Origin of the sequence: Moraxella sp. RCAD0137 (assembly GCF_002894025.1) — a bacterium.
Lineage (GTDB): Bacteria > Pseudomonadota > Gammaproteobacteria > Pseudomonadales > Moraxellaceae > Moraxella > Moraxella porci.
Genome location: NZ_LTCC01000021.1, coordinates 1 through 18,327 on the forward strand (window position 1 = coordinate 1; position 18,327 = coordinate 18,327).

Genomic DNA, 18,327 nt, shown 5'->3' on the forward strand with positions numbered 1-18,327 from the left:
CCGCCAGTACATTGAACAGCAGAATACACCACGCTAAACAACGTCCATGCGTAAACATGATTGCGGAGTTGCCTTATATCCACCGCCTGAAGTCGGTGGTTTTACGGCAACGAAGGATAAATTTGATGTAATGACGCGACAAAGACACATTCATCGACAGCATGCCGTGCTGTAGCTGCAAAGGCTGATTGAGTGCCATCACATCAGCAGCATCTGGGCGGTTGTTGCGATTTTTATCGACAAACACCATCAAAGCGCTTTGACCGAAGCGATCGCAGGCACCTGCATCATTAGTGGTGCAGACGATGACATCTTTTTGGTGCAGCGCCGCTTCGATTTTGGCACGGCGGATGGCCTCTTGGATATGGCGAGCGACGCTGTGCGACTCATAACGCTGCATCAGCCTGTCATAAGCAGGCAGCGCGATCATCACCATCACCGCGATGATGCCAAGCACTGTCAGCAGCTCGATCATCGTCACACCTGCTTGATGGCGAAACGATCGGCAGGCGGCAGTTTTACAGTTCATCTGGCCAGATTTTATCTGGGTTCATGATGTTATTTGGGTCGATGGCTTGCTTGATGGCGCGCATCACTTTGAGCGCCTCGCCATGTTCTACAGCCATATATTTGCGCTTGCCTTGCCCTACGCCATGCTCGCCTGTGCAAGTGCCACCCATCTCGATGGCGCGATGCGCCAGTCTACCGATGATCTCTTCTGCTTTTTTGATCTCATCAGGATTGTTGGTATCGACCAACAGCAGCACATGAAAATTGCCATCACCGACATGACCGACGATCGGCGCCAGCATGCCAGAGGCAATGATGTCATCTTGAGTGGCGGTGACGCAGTCGGCCAGTCGTGAGATCGGCACGCAAGCATCGGTGGATAGACCCTTGGCCTCAGGTCTTAAGGCGCACGCGGCAAAATACGCATGATGTCTGGCTGTCCACAGCTTTTTGCGCGCCGCCTCGTCGCTATGCCAACTAAAATCAGCGCCGCCAAAGTCCGCGATGATCTCGGCAAACAGCGCTGTCTGCTCGGCCACACTTTGCTGTGTGCCATGAAATTCAACAAATAAAGTCGCCTGCTCTGCCAGATTCAGCTGTGAATACTGATTGCACGCACGGATCTGTACAGGATCGAGCAGCTCGATGCGTGCGATCGGCAGGCACATCTGTATGGTGGCGATGGTCGCCTGACATGCCAAATCAATGCTGGGAAAATGACATAACCCACTGCCCACCACCTCAGGCTGGCCAAACAACTTAACCGTCACTTCCGTGACAATACCCAGCGTCCCTTCAGAACCGACAATCAGGCGCGTCAGATCATAGCCTGCCGATGACTTTTTGGCGCGGCTGCCAGTCTTGATGATCTGGCCATCAGGCAGTACCACCTCTAAGGATAGCACCACATCTTTCATCGTGCCATAACGCACCGCATTGGTGCCTGAGGCGCGTGTCGCGACCATGCCGCCGATGGTGGCATTCGCCCCTGGATCAAGCGGGAAAAACAAGCCTGTATCCCGCAGATAGTGATTGAGCGCCTCACGCGTCACGCCTGCTTGCACTGTGGCGGTGAGGTCTTCAGCACTCACCTCAAGCACCTGATCCATCTGCGACATATCGATGCACAGACCGCCATGTGGTGCATTGAGCTGACCCTCAAGTGATGAGCCAATCCCAAAAGCCACCACAGGCATCTGATGCTCTGCACAAATTTTTACGGCATCTGCCACATCATATTTATCCTTGGCGGTCAGCACCGCATCAGCAGGCTGGTTATTCAGCCAAGTGGTGGTATGCGCATGCTGCTGTCGCACGGTGAGATTGGTCGATAACTGGCGATCAAAACGCGCTTGAAGCTGGGTGATCGCCGCCTGATATCTGCTCATGGTGATCCTTGTTATGATATGAACTTGCAGTGGCTCAGCGAGCGCCCATCGCATCGCATCGCACTGCTAATCCAATCATTGTACCACATTTTGTGCCATGCTTTGGTGTCAGACACCCAAGACCCTCACTTCAACAAATGGCAGCCTGATAGATAACCCAAGAGATTTTGATGACAATTTTGTGAAACATCGCTGATTTTGGAGGTGCTTTGAGCGATCAGTTGGTGGTTTTTTAGTCGGTGGATTTGAGCGTGGTTCAGATTAAAATGCCTGCAAATCTATTATCCACTCGCGCCATCCCTTATGATCATTAGGCTGGTGATATTTTTCCACACAAACTGTGGATAACTTTTTAAAATCGGCGTACTTTTGGTCATCAAAGCGTGTATTCATCTTGGCTTCGCAGCAACTGTACAAAATTTAACCAAATCAATCATCATATTTTAAATCATTAAAAATCATATACTTATAAAAATTTTTATGATTTTAACTGCCAAATATTGACAAATCAATCAAAATATTTTCCCCAAAATAACGGGCTTTTTGGTTTCACGATTTTTCCACAAATTTTGTGGATAAAATTGTGGATAACTTTTTTTGATGATCGCAATATCCTCGAAGATTTGTTAAACTTAGGCGCTATGATGGCCACCGATCAATGCAGGCTAGATGCGCCAGAATCACTCTGGCGCATTAAGATCAGTGATGATCGATTTGGTTTTCAGGCTGAGCCTGAATAAAAGCCGGCAGGCTGTTGCAATGCTCATAAATCCGCATAATGGTAGGATAGCTGGACAACTCAACATTGAACCGCTTGGCATTATACACCTGTGGTATCAGACAGCAGTCTGCCATCGTTGGGGTATCACCATAACAAAATTGACCTGCGTGCTGTTTTAGCATCGCTTCAAGTGATGCAAAGCCTTGATGAATCCAGTGCGCGTACCATGTCATCTTGGTCGCATCATCGACACCCAGCTCACCGGTGAGATATTGAAGCACGCGTAAATTATTCAGCGGATGCACTTCACAAGCAATCAGCTGCGCCATCGCGCGTACGCTTGCCCGAGCCACAGGATCACTTGGCAAAAGCGGCACAGTGTTATCCACTTCTTCTAAATACTCCATGATGGCAAGCGACTGCGATAGCACGGCATCAGCGACTTGCAGGCTAGGTATCAGCCCTTGGGGATTGATGGCGAGATAATCATCGCTTTTTTGCTCACCTTTGAGCAGATTGATTGGCAAGATGTCAGCATCCAATCCTTTGAGCGCCAAAGCAATACGCACACGATACGATGCCGAACTGCGAAAATATGAGTAGAGTTTCATCATTCATCCTTAATCAGAAGTAAATTAACATCACAATCCCAGTGGGCTTTGGGTCTGCTTGATGGCCAAGCTCGTAACTGGCTTGATCTTCATGCCTGATCAAGCTTGGTAATGGTAAAGCCCGTAAACCCAAAAATCAGCGTCAACACAAAGCATAGATAACAAAAGAACGCATACGGCAGATACGCCACCACAGGCATCCCAAATGTCCCTGCCAAAAAGCCCCCATACACGCCCCACGGCACAAGCGGATTGATGACCGTGCCAGCATCTTCGATGGTGCGTGACAGATTTTTTGGATGTAGTCCAAGCCGCTTATACTCAGGCAAAAATGCATTACCTGATAATAATAAGCTCAAATACTGCTCACCAACCAGCACATTGATGCCAAGTGATGTGAAGGCTGCCGCTGCCACGCCACGACTTGCCTTGGTCAATAGATGACGCATCCCATCAAGCAGTGCAGGCAAGATGCCCAAGCCTTGGAGCAATCCACCCAACGACAATGCCAAAATCACCAAAATTTGGCTAAAGAACATACTTTGTAATCCGCCACGGCTGACGATTTTGCCAACATCACCAAGCGCCAGATTCTCCGCAGGTGCATAGCCTGCAAAGAACCAACCGCCCAACTCAGACAAGCTTGGACTGCTGTGTGTAAAGGTCAGCACCAGCGACACCGCAATGGTCGCTGAGATGGTATAAATGGCGTTGACTTTTAACACTGCCAACACAACAAGCACCACAAATGGCAACAACGCATAGCCATGCACCAAGCCACTTGCCACCAGCTGATCTTTGAGTACGGTGACATCATTCAGATCTGCCGACAGCTGACCACTGGATAAGAACCAAAACAGCCCTGCGCTGATGAGCCAAGCTGGTACGGTGGTGTACATCATATTTTTGATATGATCAAACAAATCCACACCAACAATCGATGCTGCGATACTGGTCGTGTCAGACAGTGGCGACATTTTGTCACCAAATAATGAACCAGACACCACTGCACCAGCGACGATGGCGGGGTTTGCACCGAATGCTGCCGCCATACCCAAAAACGCCACCCCAATGGTCGCACAAGTCGTAAAGCCACTACCCAGTGCAATGCCGACGATGCTTGACAAGACAAATGCTGATAAATAAAACAAATCAGCAGACAAAATACCAAAGCCATAATAAATCAGCGTCGGAATCGCCCCAGACATCATCAAAGCCGATACCAATAGCCCAATGAATGAGAACAGATAAATCGCCCCCATGCCCGCCCCGACACCACTGATCATCTTGTCTTGCATGGCGTCAAATTTGACACCTTTTATCAGGCCAAACATCATCAAGCCGATAATCACAAGCAGTAGCGATAGATGCGGCACCCAGCCCCAAGCAATCATCGTCACACCCAAGATGATGACCATCACGATCGCCATCGGTACGGCGGCACTTGGGCTGATGGTCAATAATGGTTCGTGTTTGTTGTGTTCGTTCATATCCATATCCTTAACGCCTATAACGGATAGCAAAGTGGCAAAAGCCAATCAACCTACCATGATACCATGACTGTCAATCGACGAGCCATGCTAAGCAGCTATGGATATTCATCACAAGTGTGTCTGTCATTTACTATAACAAACTTTGATGCACCCAACTCACAGAAAACTTGATAAATATCGCACAAATGGTGATATATCCCTACTTGATCACTTGCTATCCATTGCAAAACACCCATCAACCGCATCGATTAATATCAATCCCAGTGCTGATGGGTGCTGATCATCCTTTTAAGTTATTTTCTTAAAATAATCAATCACTCCACCGCCAAAGCACCACGGCGGATCTGATCTCGTTCAAGGCTCTCAAACAGTGCCTTAAAGTTGCCTTCGCCAAAACCTTCGCGATAATCGCCTTTACGCTGAATAAACTCAAAGAATACAGGGCCAAGCGCCGTCTCTGAGAAAATCTGCAATAATAGGCGTGGCTGACCGCCTTCGGTCGTACCATCAAGCAAAATACCGCGAGATTGTAGTGCTTTGACATCTTCGCCATGATTTGGTAGGCGTTCATCAAGCATCTCATAATACGCATCATTGGGCGCAGTCATCAGCGGAATGCCAGCGGCTCTGAGCTTATCAATCGCACCAAGCAAATCATCGGTCAATAACGCAATATGCTGAATACCCTCACCACCGAACGCCATCAGATACTCTTCAATCTGACCGCCGCCTTGCTTGGACTCTTCGTTCAATGGAATGCGAATCAAGCCATCTGGTGCAGTCATCGCACGACTGGTCAATCCTGTGTATTCACCTTTGATGTCAAAATAGCGAATTTCTTGGAAATTGAACAATTTTTCATAAAACTTCGCCCAATAATCCATACGCCCACGATAGACATTGTGCGTCAGATGATCCACCACCGAAAAGCCATAACCGACCGGATGTCGATCCACCCCTTCGATGAATTCAAAATCAATATCATAAATCGATTTGCCATCCTCATAGCGGTCAATCAAATACAAAGGTGCACCACCGATACCCTTGATCGCAGGCAGGCGAAGCTCCATCACCGATGTCGGAATCTGTACAGGCTGAGCCCCCAGCTCAATGGCACGCTGATAGGCAAACTGCGAATCACGCACCCGAAATGCCATACCGCACGCCGATGGGCCATGCTCATTGGCAAAGTACATCGCCTCAGACTTCGGCTCACGATTGACGATAAAATTAATGCCGCCTTGACGGTACAGTAGCACGTCTTTTGAGCGATGCTTGGCAACGAGCGTAAAGCCCATTTTTTCAAACAATGGCTCAAGCACATTTGGTGTCGGACTTGCAAATTCTACAAATTCAAAGCCGCACAATCCCATTGGGTTATCAAATAAATCCATTACATTTCCTCCATATCCCAGATGATTATCATGAAATTTTGATCAGATATTAATCCCAAATCAGTCTGGCAAAAAATGCGAAAAACTCATCAAATTCACAGAACCTCAAAGATTGATACGCCATCATTGCCAAGCTGATGGCTTTATCATAGAATAAGCAAAGATGTTAGACAAACAGTTTTTTTCTTTTATTTATCGGATGATTCAATGAATATCACCCTGCGACAACTCAGAGCCTTCGTGGCCATCGCCGAATATAAAAGCTTTACCAAAGCTGCCGATGAGCTGCATCTGACACAGTCATCATTAAGCGGTATTATCAAAGAGCTTGAGAAAAATTTGGGGGTGCAGTTGTTTGATCGCACCACACGGCAGCTGCATCTGTCTGGTGCAGGCGAGCGGCTGCTGCCTTATGCATTTCGGGTGTTGGGCGAGCTAAGGCTGCTGGGCAATGAACTTGATGATCTCAAAGATTTCGATCAAGGCAAAGTGCGTCTGGCGGTCTCACAGCAGCTGGCTGCATCAGCGATGCCAGGTTTGATTCATCAGTTTCGCCAAGCGCACCCGAACATTCAAGTGACTCTACTGGACTGCTCCATCGAAGAGGTCATCAGCCGCGTGCAGTCATTGGAGGCGGATATCGGCATCGGGCCTGAGCGCGTGCTGATCCAAGATGTCGCTGCCAGTGCACTTTTTTCTGCTGATTTTTGTTTGGTGGTGCCACCTTGCCACGCCTTTGCCGATCGACAATGGGTGGCTTGGGATGATATCGATGAGCCTGTGACCACGCTGCGGGGGAGTTTCACCCAAAAGCTGATCGATGAGCTGCCCAAAGAGATCAGCCATCGCCTCTTTCGCCCTGATTATCAGGTGAATTTTTTATCGACTGCGCTGGGCATGACCCAAAAGGGCTTTGGTCTTACCATCGCCATGCCTTATGCCAAAAATTGGGTGGATCAGCATGGACTGGTGATGATTCCTTTAGCCTCCCCGATCATCAGCCGCCGATTCATGCTCTACACCCACAAGCGACGATCTGCCACGCCTGCGATCACAGCATTCATGACTTTCCTCCATGCCCATGCCAATAGTTGGTCTGTTAATGCGCCCGACTGCCATGGCTGATCGATGACTGAACATCATTTAAATAAAGCAAAAGGCACATCCGATGAGTGTGACACCAAAACTTGACGCCCAGATCCACGCCATCAAGTTGGGGTTTTTGCAGATGATTTTTTCGATCTAATGTGCTATTGTATGTTATAATTAATCATCGTGACTATTCATACGGCAAGCGCTATCAGACGCATTGCCCTCATCAAAGGAATCCACCGTGGACGAAAATAAAGAAAAAGCACTCAAGGCTGCCTTGGCACAAATTGAAAAACAGTTCGGCAAAAATACCATCATGCACTTAGGTGATGAGACTGCCAAGCTGGATGTGGATGTGGTCTCAACAGGCTCACTGGGTCTAGACATCGCTTTGGGTATTGGTGGCCTGCCAAAAGGTCGTATCATCGAGATCTTCGGCCCTGAAAGCTCGGGCAAAACCACTCTGACCTTGCAGACCATCGCCGAATGCCAAAAGCAAGGCGGTACTTGTGCGTTCATCGATGCTGAACACGCACTCGATCCGATCTACGCCAAAAAACTGGGCGTGGACATCGATGCCCTATTGGTCTCACAACCTGACAATGGCGAACAAGCCCTTGAGATCGCTGATATGCTGGTGCGCTCGGGTGCCATCGACATGATCGTCGTGGACTCAGTCGCCGCCCTCACCCCAAAAGCCGAAATCGAAGGCGAAATGGGCGACAGCCACATGGGTCTGCAAGCGCGTCTGATGAGCCAAGCTCTGCGCAAGATCACCGGTAATGCCAAGCGCTCAAACTGCATGGTGATTTTTATTAACCAAATCCGTATGAAAATCGGCGTCATGTTCGGCTCACCTGAGACCACCACTGGCGGTAATGCGCTTAAATTCTACGCCTCAGTACGCCTAGACATTCGTCGTATCGGTGGCGTGAAAGAAGGCGAAGAAATCGTCGGCTCAGAAACGCGCGTCAAAGTCATCAAAAACAAAATGGCGCCTCCGTTTCGCCAAACCGAATTCCAAATCCTCTACGGTGAGGGCATCAACCGCTTGGGCGAGGTCATCGATTTGGGTGTGGACATCGGCGCTGTCAACAAATCAGGCGCATGGTACAGCTATGGCGACGGCAAAATCGGCCAAGGTAAAGCCAATACCGTCAAATACCTACAAGAAAACCCTGCCATCGCCGCTGAGATTGAGGCCAAGGTGCGCGAAGCTAAGCTTGCCACCCAGCCTGCGCCATCTGCAGACGAGCCTGATGAGGTGCCTGAATTTGTCGAAGGCATGGAAGATGTCGACGCCTTTTAATCAAGCTTAGTCATTGTCTAATCAACCATGACCATCAAAACCTTATCTGAAATCTTGGCAGAAATGGGCGAGTCGCCTGTTTCTGCCGAGTCGTATCAGCCAACCGTACTTGATGCGTCCAATTTTTATGCGCTCACGACCACCAAGCCAGCTTTTAAACAACCACAGCTGCGCGCCAAAAAACCAGCCTCCGCCAAGCACACCACCAAAAAGACAGCCAATAAACCACAAACAAAACTCGCATCCCGTAAAGCGGCTGATGCGCATGATACGCCTAGCCATCAGACACAGCCCAAGCCAAGCACGGCATCAGATGAACAAACCTGCGCTGATGAAGTACAAAAGCCCAAAGCGATCGGCAAAACTCGCCGTCGTCGCCAAGCTCAGGATGACACACCCAAAATCAAAGCCCTGCTTGATGATGCCAAGCTTGGTCAAACCAATGCCGTCATCACCGACAAGCTTGCCGCTGCCTTATCTGATGTCGCGATCGAGCCACTGGCTATCAATGATCGCGCGACCAACTACATGCGCTGGCTGGCGTTTTATTATCTATCAAACCGTGAACTGTCCCGACATGAGCTGCGCCAAAAGCTGCTCGCCAAAGACTGCGATCCTGTCGCCGTCGATGCACTCATCGAAGAATTCGCTGACAAAGGCTATCAGTCTGATGAGCGCTGTGCTGCCATGTTGATTCGTGAAAGCATCCGCAAAGGTCGCGGCAAAATCCACATCCGTCAGGCGCTAAAGTCAGCGCACATCACCCTGCCAGACTCACTGGATGCATTGATTGAGCAAGCTGGTATCGATAGCCTCACAGATGGCACAGCATTGGCTGATGATGGCGAGGAAGTGGACTGGCTTCGGCTTGCTGTCGAAGCGCGCACCAGAAAATATGGCGACAGCATTCCCACCACGCCCAAAGAAAAAGCACGGCAGTTGCGATTTTTGCAATATCGGGGTTTTGAGATGGGCGTTTGTTTGGATGCTTTAAAGCTGCGTCCATCGGATTTTTAGTACAGCATCGTTTACTGACGCTTAAAATTAAATAGCGCAGATTGTATCAAAATCGTGACCAAACACCTGTTTGACCCACTCGGGGAGTGGCGGTCGCGCCAAGTTTTCGCCACGGCATATTGGCACCATGATAATCGCTGCCAACAGACACCAGCAGTCCATGCTTGGCGATGGCTCGGCTGACCATATCCACCGTGCTGACAGGTTCGGCATTGGGCAGCTCGCAGCCATCTCCGCCGCACTCAGCAAAGTCAGCGATCAGTCTTTGGATACGCGTCGCTGACAGCTTATAGCGTGTCGGATGCGCCAGCACAGCAATGCCACCGCAGTCATGGATCAGCGCCACAGCTTCGGCCATGCTGATGGTCTGGATCGGCACATAAGCAGGCTTATTATCCGCCAGATATTTATCAAAAGCCGCTTGTACCGATCCCACAAACCCCATCTCATGCAGCACTTGGGCGATGTGCGCTCGACCGACTGCACGCGGATTACCGCCAACTTTCGCCAACACTGCCTGCCATAGACGCGCTTGCAAAGCTGCTTTGCCATCATCGATCAGCTCTGACAGCTTATTGACCATCGCTTGACCGCGCTGATGGCGGCTGTCTTGCAGACTTTGCAGCGCTTGATGCATCCGATTGATGTCATGAAAATTTAATGCGACCACATGGATGATCTTGTCGATCTGCTGATGCTTGCCATAGCCGCCTGACAGCGTATGCGTGCAGCTGATCTCCACCCCATCTATCAGTCGAATACCAGCAGCATCGGCGGCACTGCGCGCCTCCTCTAGTCCTGCCACAGTATCATGATCGGTTAAGGCGAGCAGATCGATGCCGGCTTGTTTGGCAAGCTCGATCAGTCTGGTGGGTGTATTGGTGCCATCAGAGCAGGTGCTGTGAGTGTGTAAATCTATTTTTGTCATGAATATCAAAGCGGCAAAGGGTTGAGATCATCTGGCCATATATGGCAATATGATCCATCAAAAAGCCCCACCACATGGCAGGGCTTTAAAGTCAATCAGCTGTTTTTTTGCTGTTCTCTTTGTAGGAATGTACCGACGCTAATTGGCTTTGGTGAGCTTTGACGCACAGATGGCGCTTGACGATTTTCTTCAGCCAATGCGCTGGTATGCTGATCCAATGAAGGCTGTGGCTCGACTTTTACTTTGGTCGGCGCTGGCTGATCATTGACTGTCAAGCCTGTGGCTACCACAGTCACATGGATTTCATCTTCCATGTCTGGATCTTCGACCAAGCCATAAAATACATGTGCGTCTTCATCCATCATGCCCTCACCGATGGCAACGATCGACATCACCTCATCCATGCTCACACCAGAGCCGATGATATTGATGATCAAACCTTGAGCATTGCGCAGATTTAGGTCATCAAGCAGTGGTGAGCGGATCGCTTTTTCCATCGCTTCGGCAGCACGGTTAGTGCCACTGGCGCGGCCGATACCCATCATCGCATGGCCTTTGGCACTCATTGCAGTGCGCACATCTTCAAAGTCAATGTTAATCATACCAGGATTGACGATGGTTTCGGTCAAGCCATTTACCGCGTGCAATAGCACATCGTCTGCCTTTTTAAAGGCATCGACCATGGTTAGGTTGCGATACGCTTGGGTCAGCTTGTCATTTGGAATGGTGATGATCGAATCGACATGCTGAGTCAGTGCATCAATGCCATTACGCGCAGCTGCAGCGCGGCGCTTACCTTCAAAGGTAAATGGTGTGGTGACGACAGCCACTGTCAAGATACCCATTTCTTTGGCGATGCGCGCCACCACTGGGGCAGCGCCTGTGCCTGTACCGCCGCCCATACCTGCGGTGATGAAAGCCATGTTATAGCCCTCAAGCATGGCACGAATCTCATCTTCGTTGCTTTCAGCGGCATTACGACCGACTTCAGGATTGGCGCCTGCACCCAAGCCACGCGTGGCATCGGCACCGATCTGAATTTTATTTGGTGCAGACAGTTTGTTCAGAGCTTGTAGGTCGGTATTGGCGCAGACAAAAGTGATGCCAGAAATGTTTTGGCGAACCATATGCTCCACGGCATTGCCGCCACCGCCGCCGACACCGAATACGATGATGCGTGCTTGACCGTTGGTTTCTGGTTGAAATTCATCAGCCATTCCGTATTTCATAACCTAACTCCGATAAAATGTAAAATTAAAAATGTATAGTACCATTGTACGCACAATCGGCATTTTTGGCAAGCCGCTCAAGCCATTACGCGCAGAAATTTTTAAGAAATTATCTGTCATGCCGCTGAGTAAAAACTCAATCAATGGTCATCAAGCCATTAGCAGCAAGATTTAATTAAAAAACTCGTCGAATCCACGCCGAAAACTGCGCAAACAGCGTGGTGATTTTCACCAAAGACTCTTTAAACCAGTTTTGCTTAGCGACTTGCATCTCTTCGATCTGTTGATCTTGGGCAAATTGTGTGCTGCCCATGAACAACAAAGCACCAATGGCTGTATGCAATGTGTTGTCCGACAAATGTTTGTTTAATAACTTAATATTGTCATCGGTCAAATGCTCAGGATCAAGCTTGATGTATGGATTGCCTGTGATCATGCGAGCCTTGATGCCCAGTTGATCACGAGCAAAATCTAGCAAGCCATCCATCATCGCGCCACCGCCAGCCAACACAATGCCAGCATCCAAGCTCACCAGCAGCGACTCATCGATATCACCAATCAACCCATCAAACAGCCTGCGATATCGCGCCTCGATCACCTGATTAAGTTCCCGTCTGAGCATGGTTTTTTCGTGTTTGGTGTGCTTTTTATAGGTGACGACAGCGCCAGGGCTGTATTTGCGGCGATTGAGTGTGCCTTCTTGGCGCTTAAAGCTGTCAGCATCACCGAGCGCGATGCCGCATTCTTTGGCGATGTCCATATCGACAGTTACGCCACCCATCTCAAGACAGCGGCTATAAATCAGCACGCCATCTTTATAGATGCATACTTTGGTCGTGCCAGCGCCGATGTCAATAAAGCAAACGCCTGCTTGTTTTTCTTCTTGGCTAAGCGCGTATTCTGCGCCTGCCACGCCATCAAAAATCCCAACATCGACCCGCAGATCATCTTGCTCAACAAGGCCAATCATCTGTTTAAGTTGATGTGCAGGCATATCAATCACATGGCTTGCCACCGAGATCTCATCAGTCATCAATCCTTTGGCGTCTTGAACAAAATAATCATCCAAAAAAATCAACTGACGGCAAATTTGAAAAGCTGCGCGATCTTCGGCAGCGATTTTGGCAGCCATGGCTTGATTGGCGGCATGGATGTGTTCGGATGTTACGCTGCGATCAGGACTGTCAATTTGGATGGCTTGCTGCATGTTTTGCATCTGCATCACCGGCGAGGCGATACACAGTGCCGATGAGATGATCTGCAGCCCAGCCATATCACTGGCTTCGCGTACGGATTTGTGAATTGCAGACAGCAGATGCTCTCGGTTACCCACACGACCGCCAAAATAAGCATCTGTGTGCGCCAAGCCCACAGCTGCAATTTTTAGATATTTCTCCGCCCCTTTGGTCTCAAATTGACCGACGGCTGTGCAGACAGCAGTGGAACTGATGTGTATTACCACCTGAAGAGTCACGCAATTTCCTTAAACTACCCCAATATCACCGCAACAAATACGATGTCATTTTAAATTCAATCCAATCACGCCATCAAGCCTGAGTGCGCCACGCGATGGCAAAGCCATTTTTATAGCGCAGATCCACCGAGTCGATTTTGGGAAAATCGCTGGCCAATGAGCTTTGAAGCTGTAATGCCAAGTTGTATAATTTTTGCTCAGTGTTTTCATGATCAACCATGATGCGCATGCCATTATCAAAGCGGACAATCCAAGTCTGGCGCGGTGTGAGAATCAGATCTTGCACATGCACGCCCAAAGGCGCATACCAAGTATTGATGCGCTTGAGCTTTTGCATGATTTGCATCGCTTCAGTGTCGCGACCGTGCAGATTCACCAAGCGTGTATCCATCAGCTGCGCGCCATCGGCTGGCTGATATACCACGCCATTGGCATCGACCAACTGATCACTGCCAAAATTGGCAACGGCCTTTCTGGGAGTCACTGAGACCACCACGCCTTTTTGCCAATCCCGATAAACGCTGGCACTCTCAACCCAAGACAGCTGACTGATCTTATCATGGATCTGACTTAAATCAGCACTAAAAAATCGGACACCGCCCAAAGGCTCAACTGCCCGCTGCAGTGCAGTATGCTGTGCCGCCGACAGATTTTGGGCTGTGATGACCACTGGCTTTGCTGTTTCATTTTTGAGCAAATACACCGCCAAAAATCCAAACACAGCAATCAATAGCAGAATGATCAGTGCAGACTGCCAAGGCTTAAATGCAAATTGTTGAATGGACTGTTTGGTCATGGATAGGTTGCCAGCTGATTGTCAAACTTTTTTAATCAATCTTATGCATAAGATTTCGGCGATTTGCTCGGCTTTGATGGCAAATTTTTGACTTTTTGAATCATCCGATCCCATAAAAAACCACAGTCAGCGCCGCTCAAACTTAACATTGAGAAAAATTAGCATATGTTAGCGTATTTTATCGATAAGTGAAAGTGATAAATGGCAAAAATCGCCAAAAAATCGCCGATTTTTACATAAGATTACACTTTTTTTGGTTAACTGTGCTAATTTTGTCAAAAATACAAGTTTTTAGCATGATTATCGCCTCATATTAAGATTTGGGCGTGATGGTCACACTAAAGCCAATGCGCTGCTTGTCTTGGTATCGATTGGAAAAATTGGCCTGCAAGCCATGCAACTGACAGATGCGCAGCACGATCGACAAACCCAAACCGCTGCCTGATTGCACCTGCCCTGAAGGACGAAAAAAGCGCTCACTTAGCCGCGACAAATGCGCCTCGTCAACGCCCATGCCATCGTCATACACGCAGATGGCGCTGCGGCCAATTTCCAGCCAAATATGGCTGCCCTCAGGACAATAGCGGATAGCGTTATCGATCAAATTGGTCAATAAAATTTCTATTAAAGTCTCATCGCCATAAAGCGTCATTGGCTCATCATCAAGCAGGCGGATGAGCTGACTGTGCTTTTGACGCGCGAACAGATTGCTTTGACTCAGCACCGTCTCGGTGATGGCCTGCCAATCTATTTTTTGATCAAAAACCATCGCTTGACGATCATCGGCAGACAGTTTTGCCAAGGTCAAAAGCTGACCGACCAAATGATTGCTGCGCTCAATGCCAGCTTTGATGGCAAGGCTATGCTCGAACAAGGTGCGTTCATCGGCTTCATCCAATGATGCGGTGAGTATCGCCTGCTCAAGCATGTCCGCTTGCAGCTTCATCGCTGTTAACGGGCTTTTTAGCTCATGTGACGCATCGGCAGTAAAACGCTCCTCGCGACTGATGGCTTCAGCGACTTTAACAAACCATCGATTCAAAGCATCGATCAACGGCTGCACCTCTTTTGGCACCTCAACATCCAAAGGTGAGCTGCTTGCAGGATCTCGCGCTTGTATGTTTTTGCTAAGTGCAGTTAATGGCGCAAAGCCGCGGCGGATCGACCACCACACCAACAACAAAAACAACAAAAGACCACAAACCACAGGCAACAGCTGCGCAAGCATTGCTGCCATGATCATCTCTTGACGAGATTCAAGATTTTGACCAACGGCCAACACGCGATCATGCTGCTCATCGCGCACATATAATAATCGCCAGCGATCTTCAAGCGGATTGATGCCCTGACTGGTATTAATAAAACCCTGCCGATCGGAGCGAAACAAAAACTCCTCGCCATTGTCATCAGCCATCAGCAAGCGACCGCTACCATCCCAAATGGCAAAGCCCGTATATTCATCCTCAAAATCTTTCAGCCGTGCTGTCTGCACCTGCGACAAACTGGCATCTTCCACCAGTCTTAGTGCATCATCGTCATCACCATCATAAAACTCTACCGACGACGCTAGCATGTAGGTTGACAGCTGCATCATCTGGGCATCACCAAGCTTGCTAATTTGCTGCCACAGCATCACTCCGACCGTGCCAACCACGCCCAGCCAAATCACTGGCAGCCCGATGAGCAGCACCTTTAACAGACGCGATTGAATGCTATAAGTTGCTTGTTTGTTTGGAAGCGGTTTTTTTGATGATTTTAACAAAGACAGTGGCATTATGATGTATGTTTTTATGATAAATTAAGATTTGACAAATACGGCATCGGCAGATGAACAGCAAATACGATCCGGTCTTATAATCAGCTTGCCATGCGGGGGTTTAGATAATAACCGATACCGCGTTTGGTTAAAATAAAATCACTGCCCAGCTTTTTGCGCAGATGATGGATATGTACTTCAATGGTGTTACTGTCCACCTCTGAGCTCCAACCATACAATTTATCCTCAAGTGCAGCTCGGCTATGGATCATCTTTGGTGCTGCCAAAAACTGCTCTAACAATGCCAGCTCTTTATTATTAAGCTCAATCGGTTTGCCTTGAATAAAAGCTTGGCGGTTTTGCGTATCAAAGCTCAACGAGCCAAACTCCATCAACGATTGAGCACGGCCTTGGCTACGACGGATCAATGCCCAGATTCTGGCAATCATCTCATCAAGTGCAAACGGTTTCACCAAATAATCATCAGCGCCAGCATTAAGTCCTGCTACGCGATTGGCAATCGCATCGCGTGCGGTGATGATCAAGACAGGCGTAGTGATGCCTTCTGAGCGCCAATGATCCAGCACCTGCATGCCATCGCCATTAGGCAAACTTAAATCCAATAATACCGCATCAAACGCAGCGTTATGCAGCGCTGCCTCACCAGTTTTGGCGTCAGAAAACCACTCCACACTCATGCCTTGCATGGATAGGCCAGAGATCAAACCGCGCGCGATGTCCGCATCATCTTCGATCAATAAAATTTTGGTCATAATTTTACCAGATGGATGTCAAAAGCTGATTTTAGCATAAAATTTTGGCCTATTTTAGCCCAAAAACCTTAAATTTATCTTAAACACAAAAAACCAACAAGGCAGCAAAAACCGCCCAAAGATCGCCCAAAAATGTTAAAATCATCGATTTAACACAAATGATCTGATAGCAGGCACAACCAATGCAATTAAGTGAGTGGATTTTGATGGTCATGGATAAGCTTGGGCTTGTCGGAGTGGCTCTAATGATGTTTTTGGAAAATGTCTTTCCACCCATCCCCTCAGAACTGATCATGCCCGCTGCAGGATTTGCAGCCGCCATCGGTGAACTTAGTTTGATCAGCGTGATCATCGCAGGCACCATCGGCTCTGTGCTGGGCGCTTTGCCTTTGTATTATCTCGGCAGTCGCTTGGATGAAACCAGACTCATTCGACTCACCGAACGCTACGGCAAATATCTACTAATCACACCCAAAGACATCGTCAGCGCCCAAGCATGGTTTGATAGACATGGCAAAACTGTGGTTTTTTTTGGGCGTATGATTCCAGCGATACGCTCTTTGATCTCGATTCCAGCAGGTATGGCGCGCATGTCGTTATTACCGTTTTTGATGCTAACGGCAATGGGTTCGATGATTTGGAGCGCCTTACTGGCTTATGCTGGCTTTGTGCTGGGTGCTAATTATGAAAAAGTGGGGATATATATTGAGTCCGTTAGCCATTATGTCGTCCTGCTAATGGTGCTGATTTTTAGTTATCTACTTTATCGACGCATCAAAACTGTTTGGGGGAAACATGACTAATCAACAAACAGCGCGCCCAAAAATCATTTTCTTTGATATTGATGATACATTATATATCAAAGATGAGCAGCGCATCCCAAAAAGCGTGCAAGGCGCACTGATGGCACTTAAAGAGCAAGGCGCCATACTCGCCATCGCCACAGGTCGCAGTCTAGGCATCATACCCAAACCCATCCGTCAACTGATAGATACAGTGGGTATCGAGTATCTGCTGACCATGAATGGCCAGTACAATCAATATCAAAATCAGCTGCTATTCGATCACCCATTGACGCCTGAACAAGTGATATCGATTTTTGATGTCTTTGATAAGCATCAAATTGCGACCGCTTATATGACCAAATCCGAAGTTTATCACTTTGCTGACAGCGATTATTTGCGATCAGCACTCGGCTCTTTAAACATTCACCCCATTCTTGTCGATCGTCACTCTACCGACATGCTGAATGAACCGATTTATCAGATTTTGGCGTTTTATACAGAACAACAAGGCATGGGCTTAAGATTACCTGAGGGCATCAAAACCACTCGTTGGCATGCAAACGCTGTGGATGTGCTGGATGTCAGAAGTTCAAAGGCTCGCGCCATCGAGCAGCTGTTAGCAAAGCTTAATATCGAGCCTCAGGATGCAGCAGCATTTGGCGATGGCCTAAACGATCTAGAAATGTTTGACTTGGTTGGCACTGCCATTGCCATGGGGAACGCCCATCCAAAAACCAAGCAAGCTGCAGATATTATAGCACCTCGTCACGATGAGGATGGCATTGCACAGATCCTTGATGCGCTGGGATGGATCACATAATCCCACGCTACCAAATCACTCTGAATGATGATGGTAAATGATCCATTCTTAAATATGTGTAACCCCCCAACCCCAACAAAAACCCCCTCACATCTCTGTAAGGGGGCTTAAAATAAGGTGCTGACGATGACCTACTCTCACATGGGCGAACCACACTACCATCGGCGCTAAGACGTTTCACTTCTGAGTTCGGGAAGGGATCAGGTGGTTCCATCTTGCTATTGTCGTCAG

General features: G+C 48.5%; 16 protein-coding genes and 1 rRNA gene. 5 read left to right on the plus strand and 12 right to left on the minus strand.

What is annotated here, in order from left to right; translation table 11 throughout:
* Positions 1-73: 73 nt before the first annotated feature.
* The 5 genes from AZ602_RS09385 to hppD form a co-directional block, all read right to left on the minus strand.
* Positions 74-529 (minus strand): Tfp pilus assembly protein FimT/FimU, encoded by a 456-nt coding sequence (locus AZ602_RS09385; RefSeq protein WP_103034676.1) that lies wholly within the window; start codon positions 527-529, stop codon positions 74-76.
* Entirely contained in the window at positions 519-1,898 is a 1,380-nt protein-coding gene (locus AZ602_RS09390; protein ID WP_255409097.1) for an FAD-binding oxidoreductase, read from the minus strand. Before AZ602_RS09390 ends, AZ602_RS09385 begins: the two co-directional genes overlap by 11 nt.
* Before the next feature lie 699 nt (positions 1,899-2,597).
* On the minus strand, positions 2,598-3,230 hold the full coding sequence (maiA, locus tag AZ602_RS09395; RefSeq protein WP_103034677.1) for a maleylacetoacetate isomerase: 633 nt from the start codon (positions 3,228-3,230) through the stop codon (positions 2,598-2,600).
* Positions 3,231-3,319: 89 nt separating this feature from the next.
* Positions 3,320-4,720 carry a Na+/H+ antiporter NhaC family protein gene (locus tag AZ602_RS09400; protein WP_103034678.1) on the minus strand — a complete coding sequence of 467 codons (1,401 nt, stop codon included), beginning with the start codon at positions 4,718-4,720 and terminating at the stop codon, positions 3,320-3,322.
* Between the two features lie 317 nt (positions 4,721-5,037).
* Positions 5,038-6,117, minus strand: a complete 1,080-nt coding sequence (gene hppD, locus AZ602_RS09405; protein ID WP_103034679.1) for a 4-hydroxyphenylpyruvate dioxygenase — start codon at positions 6,115-6,117, stop codon at positions 5,038-5,040.
* Between the two features lie 207 nt (positions 6,118-6,324).
* Here hppD and AZ602_RS09410 point away from each other — a divergent pair, with 207 nt between their 5' ends.
* The 3 genes from AZ602_RS09410 to AZ602_RS09420 all read left to right on the plus strand — a co-directional run bounded on the left by AZ602_RS09410 (position 6,325) and on the right by AZ602_RS09420 (position 9,535).
* Positions 6,325-7,242 carry a LysR family transcriptional regulator gene (locus AZ602_RS09410; RefSeq protein WP_103034680.1) on the plus strand — a complete coding sequence of 306 codons (918 nt, stop codon included), beginning with the start codon at positions 6,325-6,327 and terminating at the stop codon, positions 7,240-7,242.
* Positions 7,243-7,450: 208 nt separating this feature from the next.
* On the plus strand, positions 7,451-8,518 hold the full coding sequence (gene recA, locus AZ602_RS09415) for a recombinase RecA (RefSeq protein WP_103034681.1): 1,068 nt from the start codon (positions 7,451-7,453) through the stop codon (positions 8,516-8,518).
* Positions 8,519-8,545: 27 nt separating this feature from the next.
* Positions 8,546-9,535, plus strand: a complete 990-nt coding sequence (locus AZ602_RS09420) for a regulatory protein RecX (protein WP_227525213.1) — start codon at positions 8,546-8,548, stop codon at positions 9,533-9,535.
* 46 nt (positions 9,536-9,581) lie between these two features.
* Here the strand turns inward: AZ602_RS09420 and AZ602_RS09425 are convergent, their stop codons facing one another.
* The 6 genes from AZ602_RS09425 to AZ602_RS09450 all read right to left on the minus strand — a co-directional run bounded on the left by AZ602_RS09425 (position 9,582) and on the right by AZ602_RS09450 (position 16,491).
* Positions 9,582-10,463, minus strand: coding sequence for a PHP domain-containing protein (locus tag AZ602_RS09425; RefSeq protein WP_103034682.1), 882 nt, complete (start codon positions 10,461-10,463; stop codon positions 9,582-9,584).
* A 95-nt stretch (positions 10,464-10,558) separates the two neighbouring features.
* Positions 10,559-11,680, minus strand: coding sequence for a cell division protein FtsZ (gene ftsZ, locus AZ602_RS09430; RefSeq protein ID WP_103034683.1), 1,122 nt, complete (start codon positions 11,678-11,680; stop codon positions 10,559-10,561).
* Positions 11,681-11,867: 187 nt separating this feature from the next.
* Complete coding sequence (gene ftsA, locus AZ602_RS09435; protein ID WP_103034684.1) at positions 11,868-13,166, minus strand: cell division protein FtsA; 1,299 nt, start codon at positions 13,164-13,166, stop codon at positions 11,868-11,870.
* Positions 13,167-13,239: 73 nt separating this feature from the next.
* Positions 13,240-13,962, minus strand: a complete 723-nt coding sequence (locus AZ602_RS09440) for a cell division protein FtsQ/DivIB (RefSeq protein ID WP_103034685.1) — start codon at positions 13,960-13,962, stop codon at positions 13,240-13,242.
* A gap of 313 nt (positions 13,963-14,275) precedes the next feature.
* Complete coding sequence (locus AZ602_RS09445; RefSeq protein ID WP_227525214.1) at positions 14,276-15,724, minus strand: ATP-binding protein; 1,449 nt, start codon at positions 15,722-15,724, stop codon at positions 14,276-14,278.
* A 95-nt stretch (positions 15,725-15,819) separates the two neighbouring features.
* Positions 15,820-16,491: a response regulator gene (locus tag AZ602_RS09450; protein WP_103034687.1), complete on the minus strand. Its 672-nt coding sequence runs from the start codon at positions 16,489-16,491 to the stop codon at positions 15,820-15,822.
* A 182-nt stretch (positions 16,492-16,673) separates the two neighbouring features.
* Between AZ602_RS09450 and AZ602_RS09455 the strand changes: the two genes are divergently transcribed.
* Together AZ602_RS09455 and AZ602_RS09460 are read left to right on the plus strand one after the other, a co-directional pair.
* Positions 16,674-17,294, plus strand: a complete 621-nt coding sequence (locus AZ602_RS09455) for a DedA family protein (protein WP_199174118.1) — start codon at positions 16,674-16,676, stop codon at positions 17,292-17,294.
* Positions 17,287-18,096 (plus strand): Cof-type HAD-IIB family hydrolase, encoded by an 810-nt coding sequence (locus tag AZ602_RS09460; protein WP_103034688.1) that lies wholly within the window; start codon positions 17,287-17,289, stop codon positions 18,094-18,096. Before AZ602_RS09455 ends, AZ602_RS09460 begins: the two co-directional genes overlap by 8 nt.
* Positions 18,097-18,214: 118 nt before the next feature.
* On the opposite strand, the gene rrf is transcribed toward AZ602_RS09460, so the two are convergent.
* Positions 18,215-18,327, minus strand: a 5S ribosomal RNA gene (gene rrf, locus AZ602_RS09465); the annotation flags it as partial.

What these genes read in the sequence shown, in the direction of transcription:
- AZ602_RS09385 (WP_103034676.1), bottom strand. Translation starts at nt 529, where the DNA reads ATGAACTGTAAAACTGCCGCCTGCCGATCGTTTCGCCATCAAGCAGGT.
- AZ602_RS09390 (WP_255409097.1), bottom strand. Translation starts at nt 1,898, where the DNA reads ATGAGCAGATATCAGGCGGCGATCACCCAGCTTCAAGCGCGTTTTGAT.
- maiA (WP_103034677.1), bottom strand. Translation starts at nt 3,230, where the DNA reads ATGAAACTCTACTCATATTTTCGCAGTTCGGCATCGTATCGTGTGCGT.
- AZ602_RS09400 (WP_103034678.1), bottom strand. Translation starts at nt 4,720, where the DNA reads ATGAACGAACACAACAAACACGAACCATTATTGACCATCAGCCCAAGT.
- hppD (WP_103034679.1), bottom strand. Translation starts at nt 6,117, where the DNA reads ATGGATTTATTTGATAACCCAATGGGATTGTGCGGCTTTGAATTTGTA.
- AZ602_RS09410 (WP_103034680.1), top strand. Translation starts at nt 6,325, where the DNA reads ATGAATATCACCCTGCGACAACTCAGAGCCTTCGTGGCCATCGCCGAA.
- AZ602_RS09420 (WP_227525213.1), top strand. Translation starts at nt 8,546, where the DNA reads ATGACCATCAAAACCTTATCTGAAATCTTGGCAGAAATGGGCGAGTCG.
- AZ602_RS09425 (WP_103034682.1), bottom strand. Translation starts at nt 10,463, where the DNA reads ATGACAAAAATAGATTTACACACTCACAGCACCTGCTCTGATGGCACC.
- ftsZ (WP_103034683.1), bottom strand. Translation starts at nt 11,680, where the DNA reads ATGGCTGATGAATTTCAACCAGAAACCAACGGTCAAGCACGCATCATC.
- AZ602_RS09440 (WP_103034685.1), bottom strand. Translation starts at nt 13,962, where the DNA reads ATGACCAAACAGTCCATTCAACAATTTGCATTTAAGCCTTGGCAGTCT.
- AZ602_RS09450 (WP_103034687.1), bottom strand. Translation starts at nt 16,491, where the DNA reads ATGACCAAAATTTTATTGATCGAAGATGATGCGGACATCGCGCGCGGT.
- AZ602_RS09455 (WP_199174118.1), top strand. Translation starts at nt 16,674, where the DNA reads ATGCAATTAAGTGAGTGGATTTTGATGGTCATGGATAAGCTTGGGCTT.
- AZ602_RS09460 (WP_103034688.1), top strand. Translation starts at nt 17,287, where the DNA reads ATGACTAATCAACAAACAGCGCGCCCAAAAATCATTTTCTTTGATATT.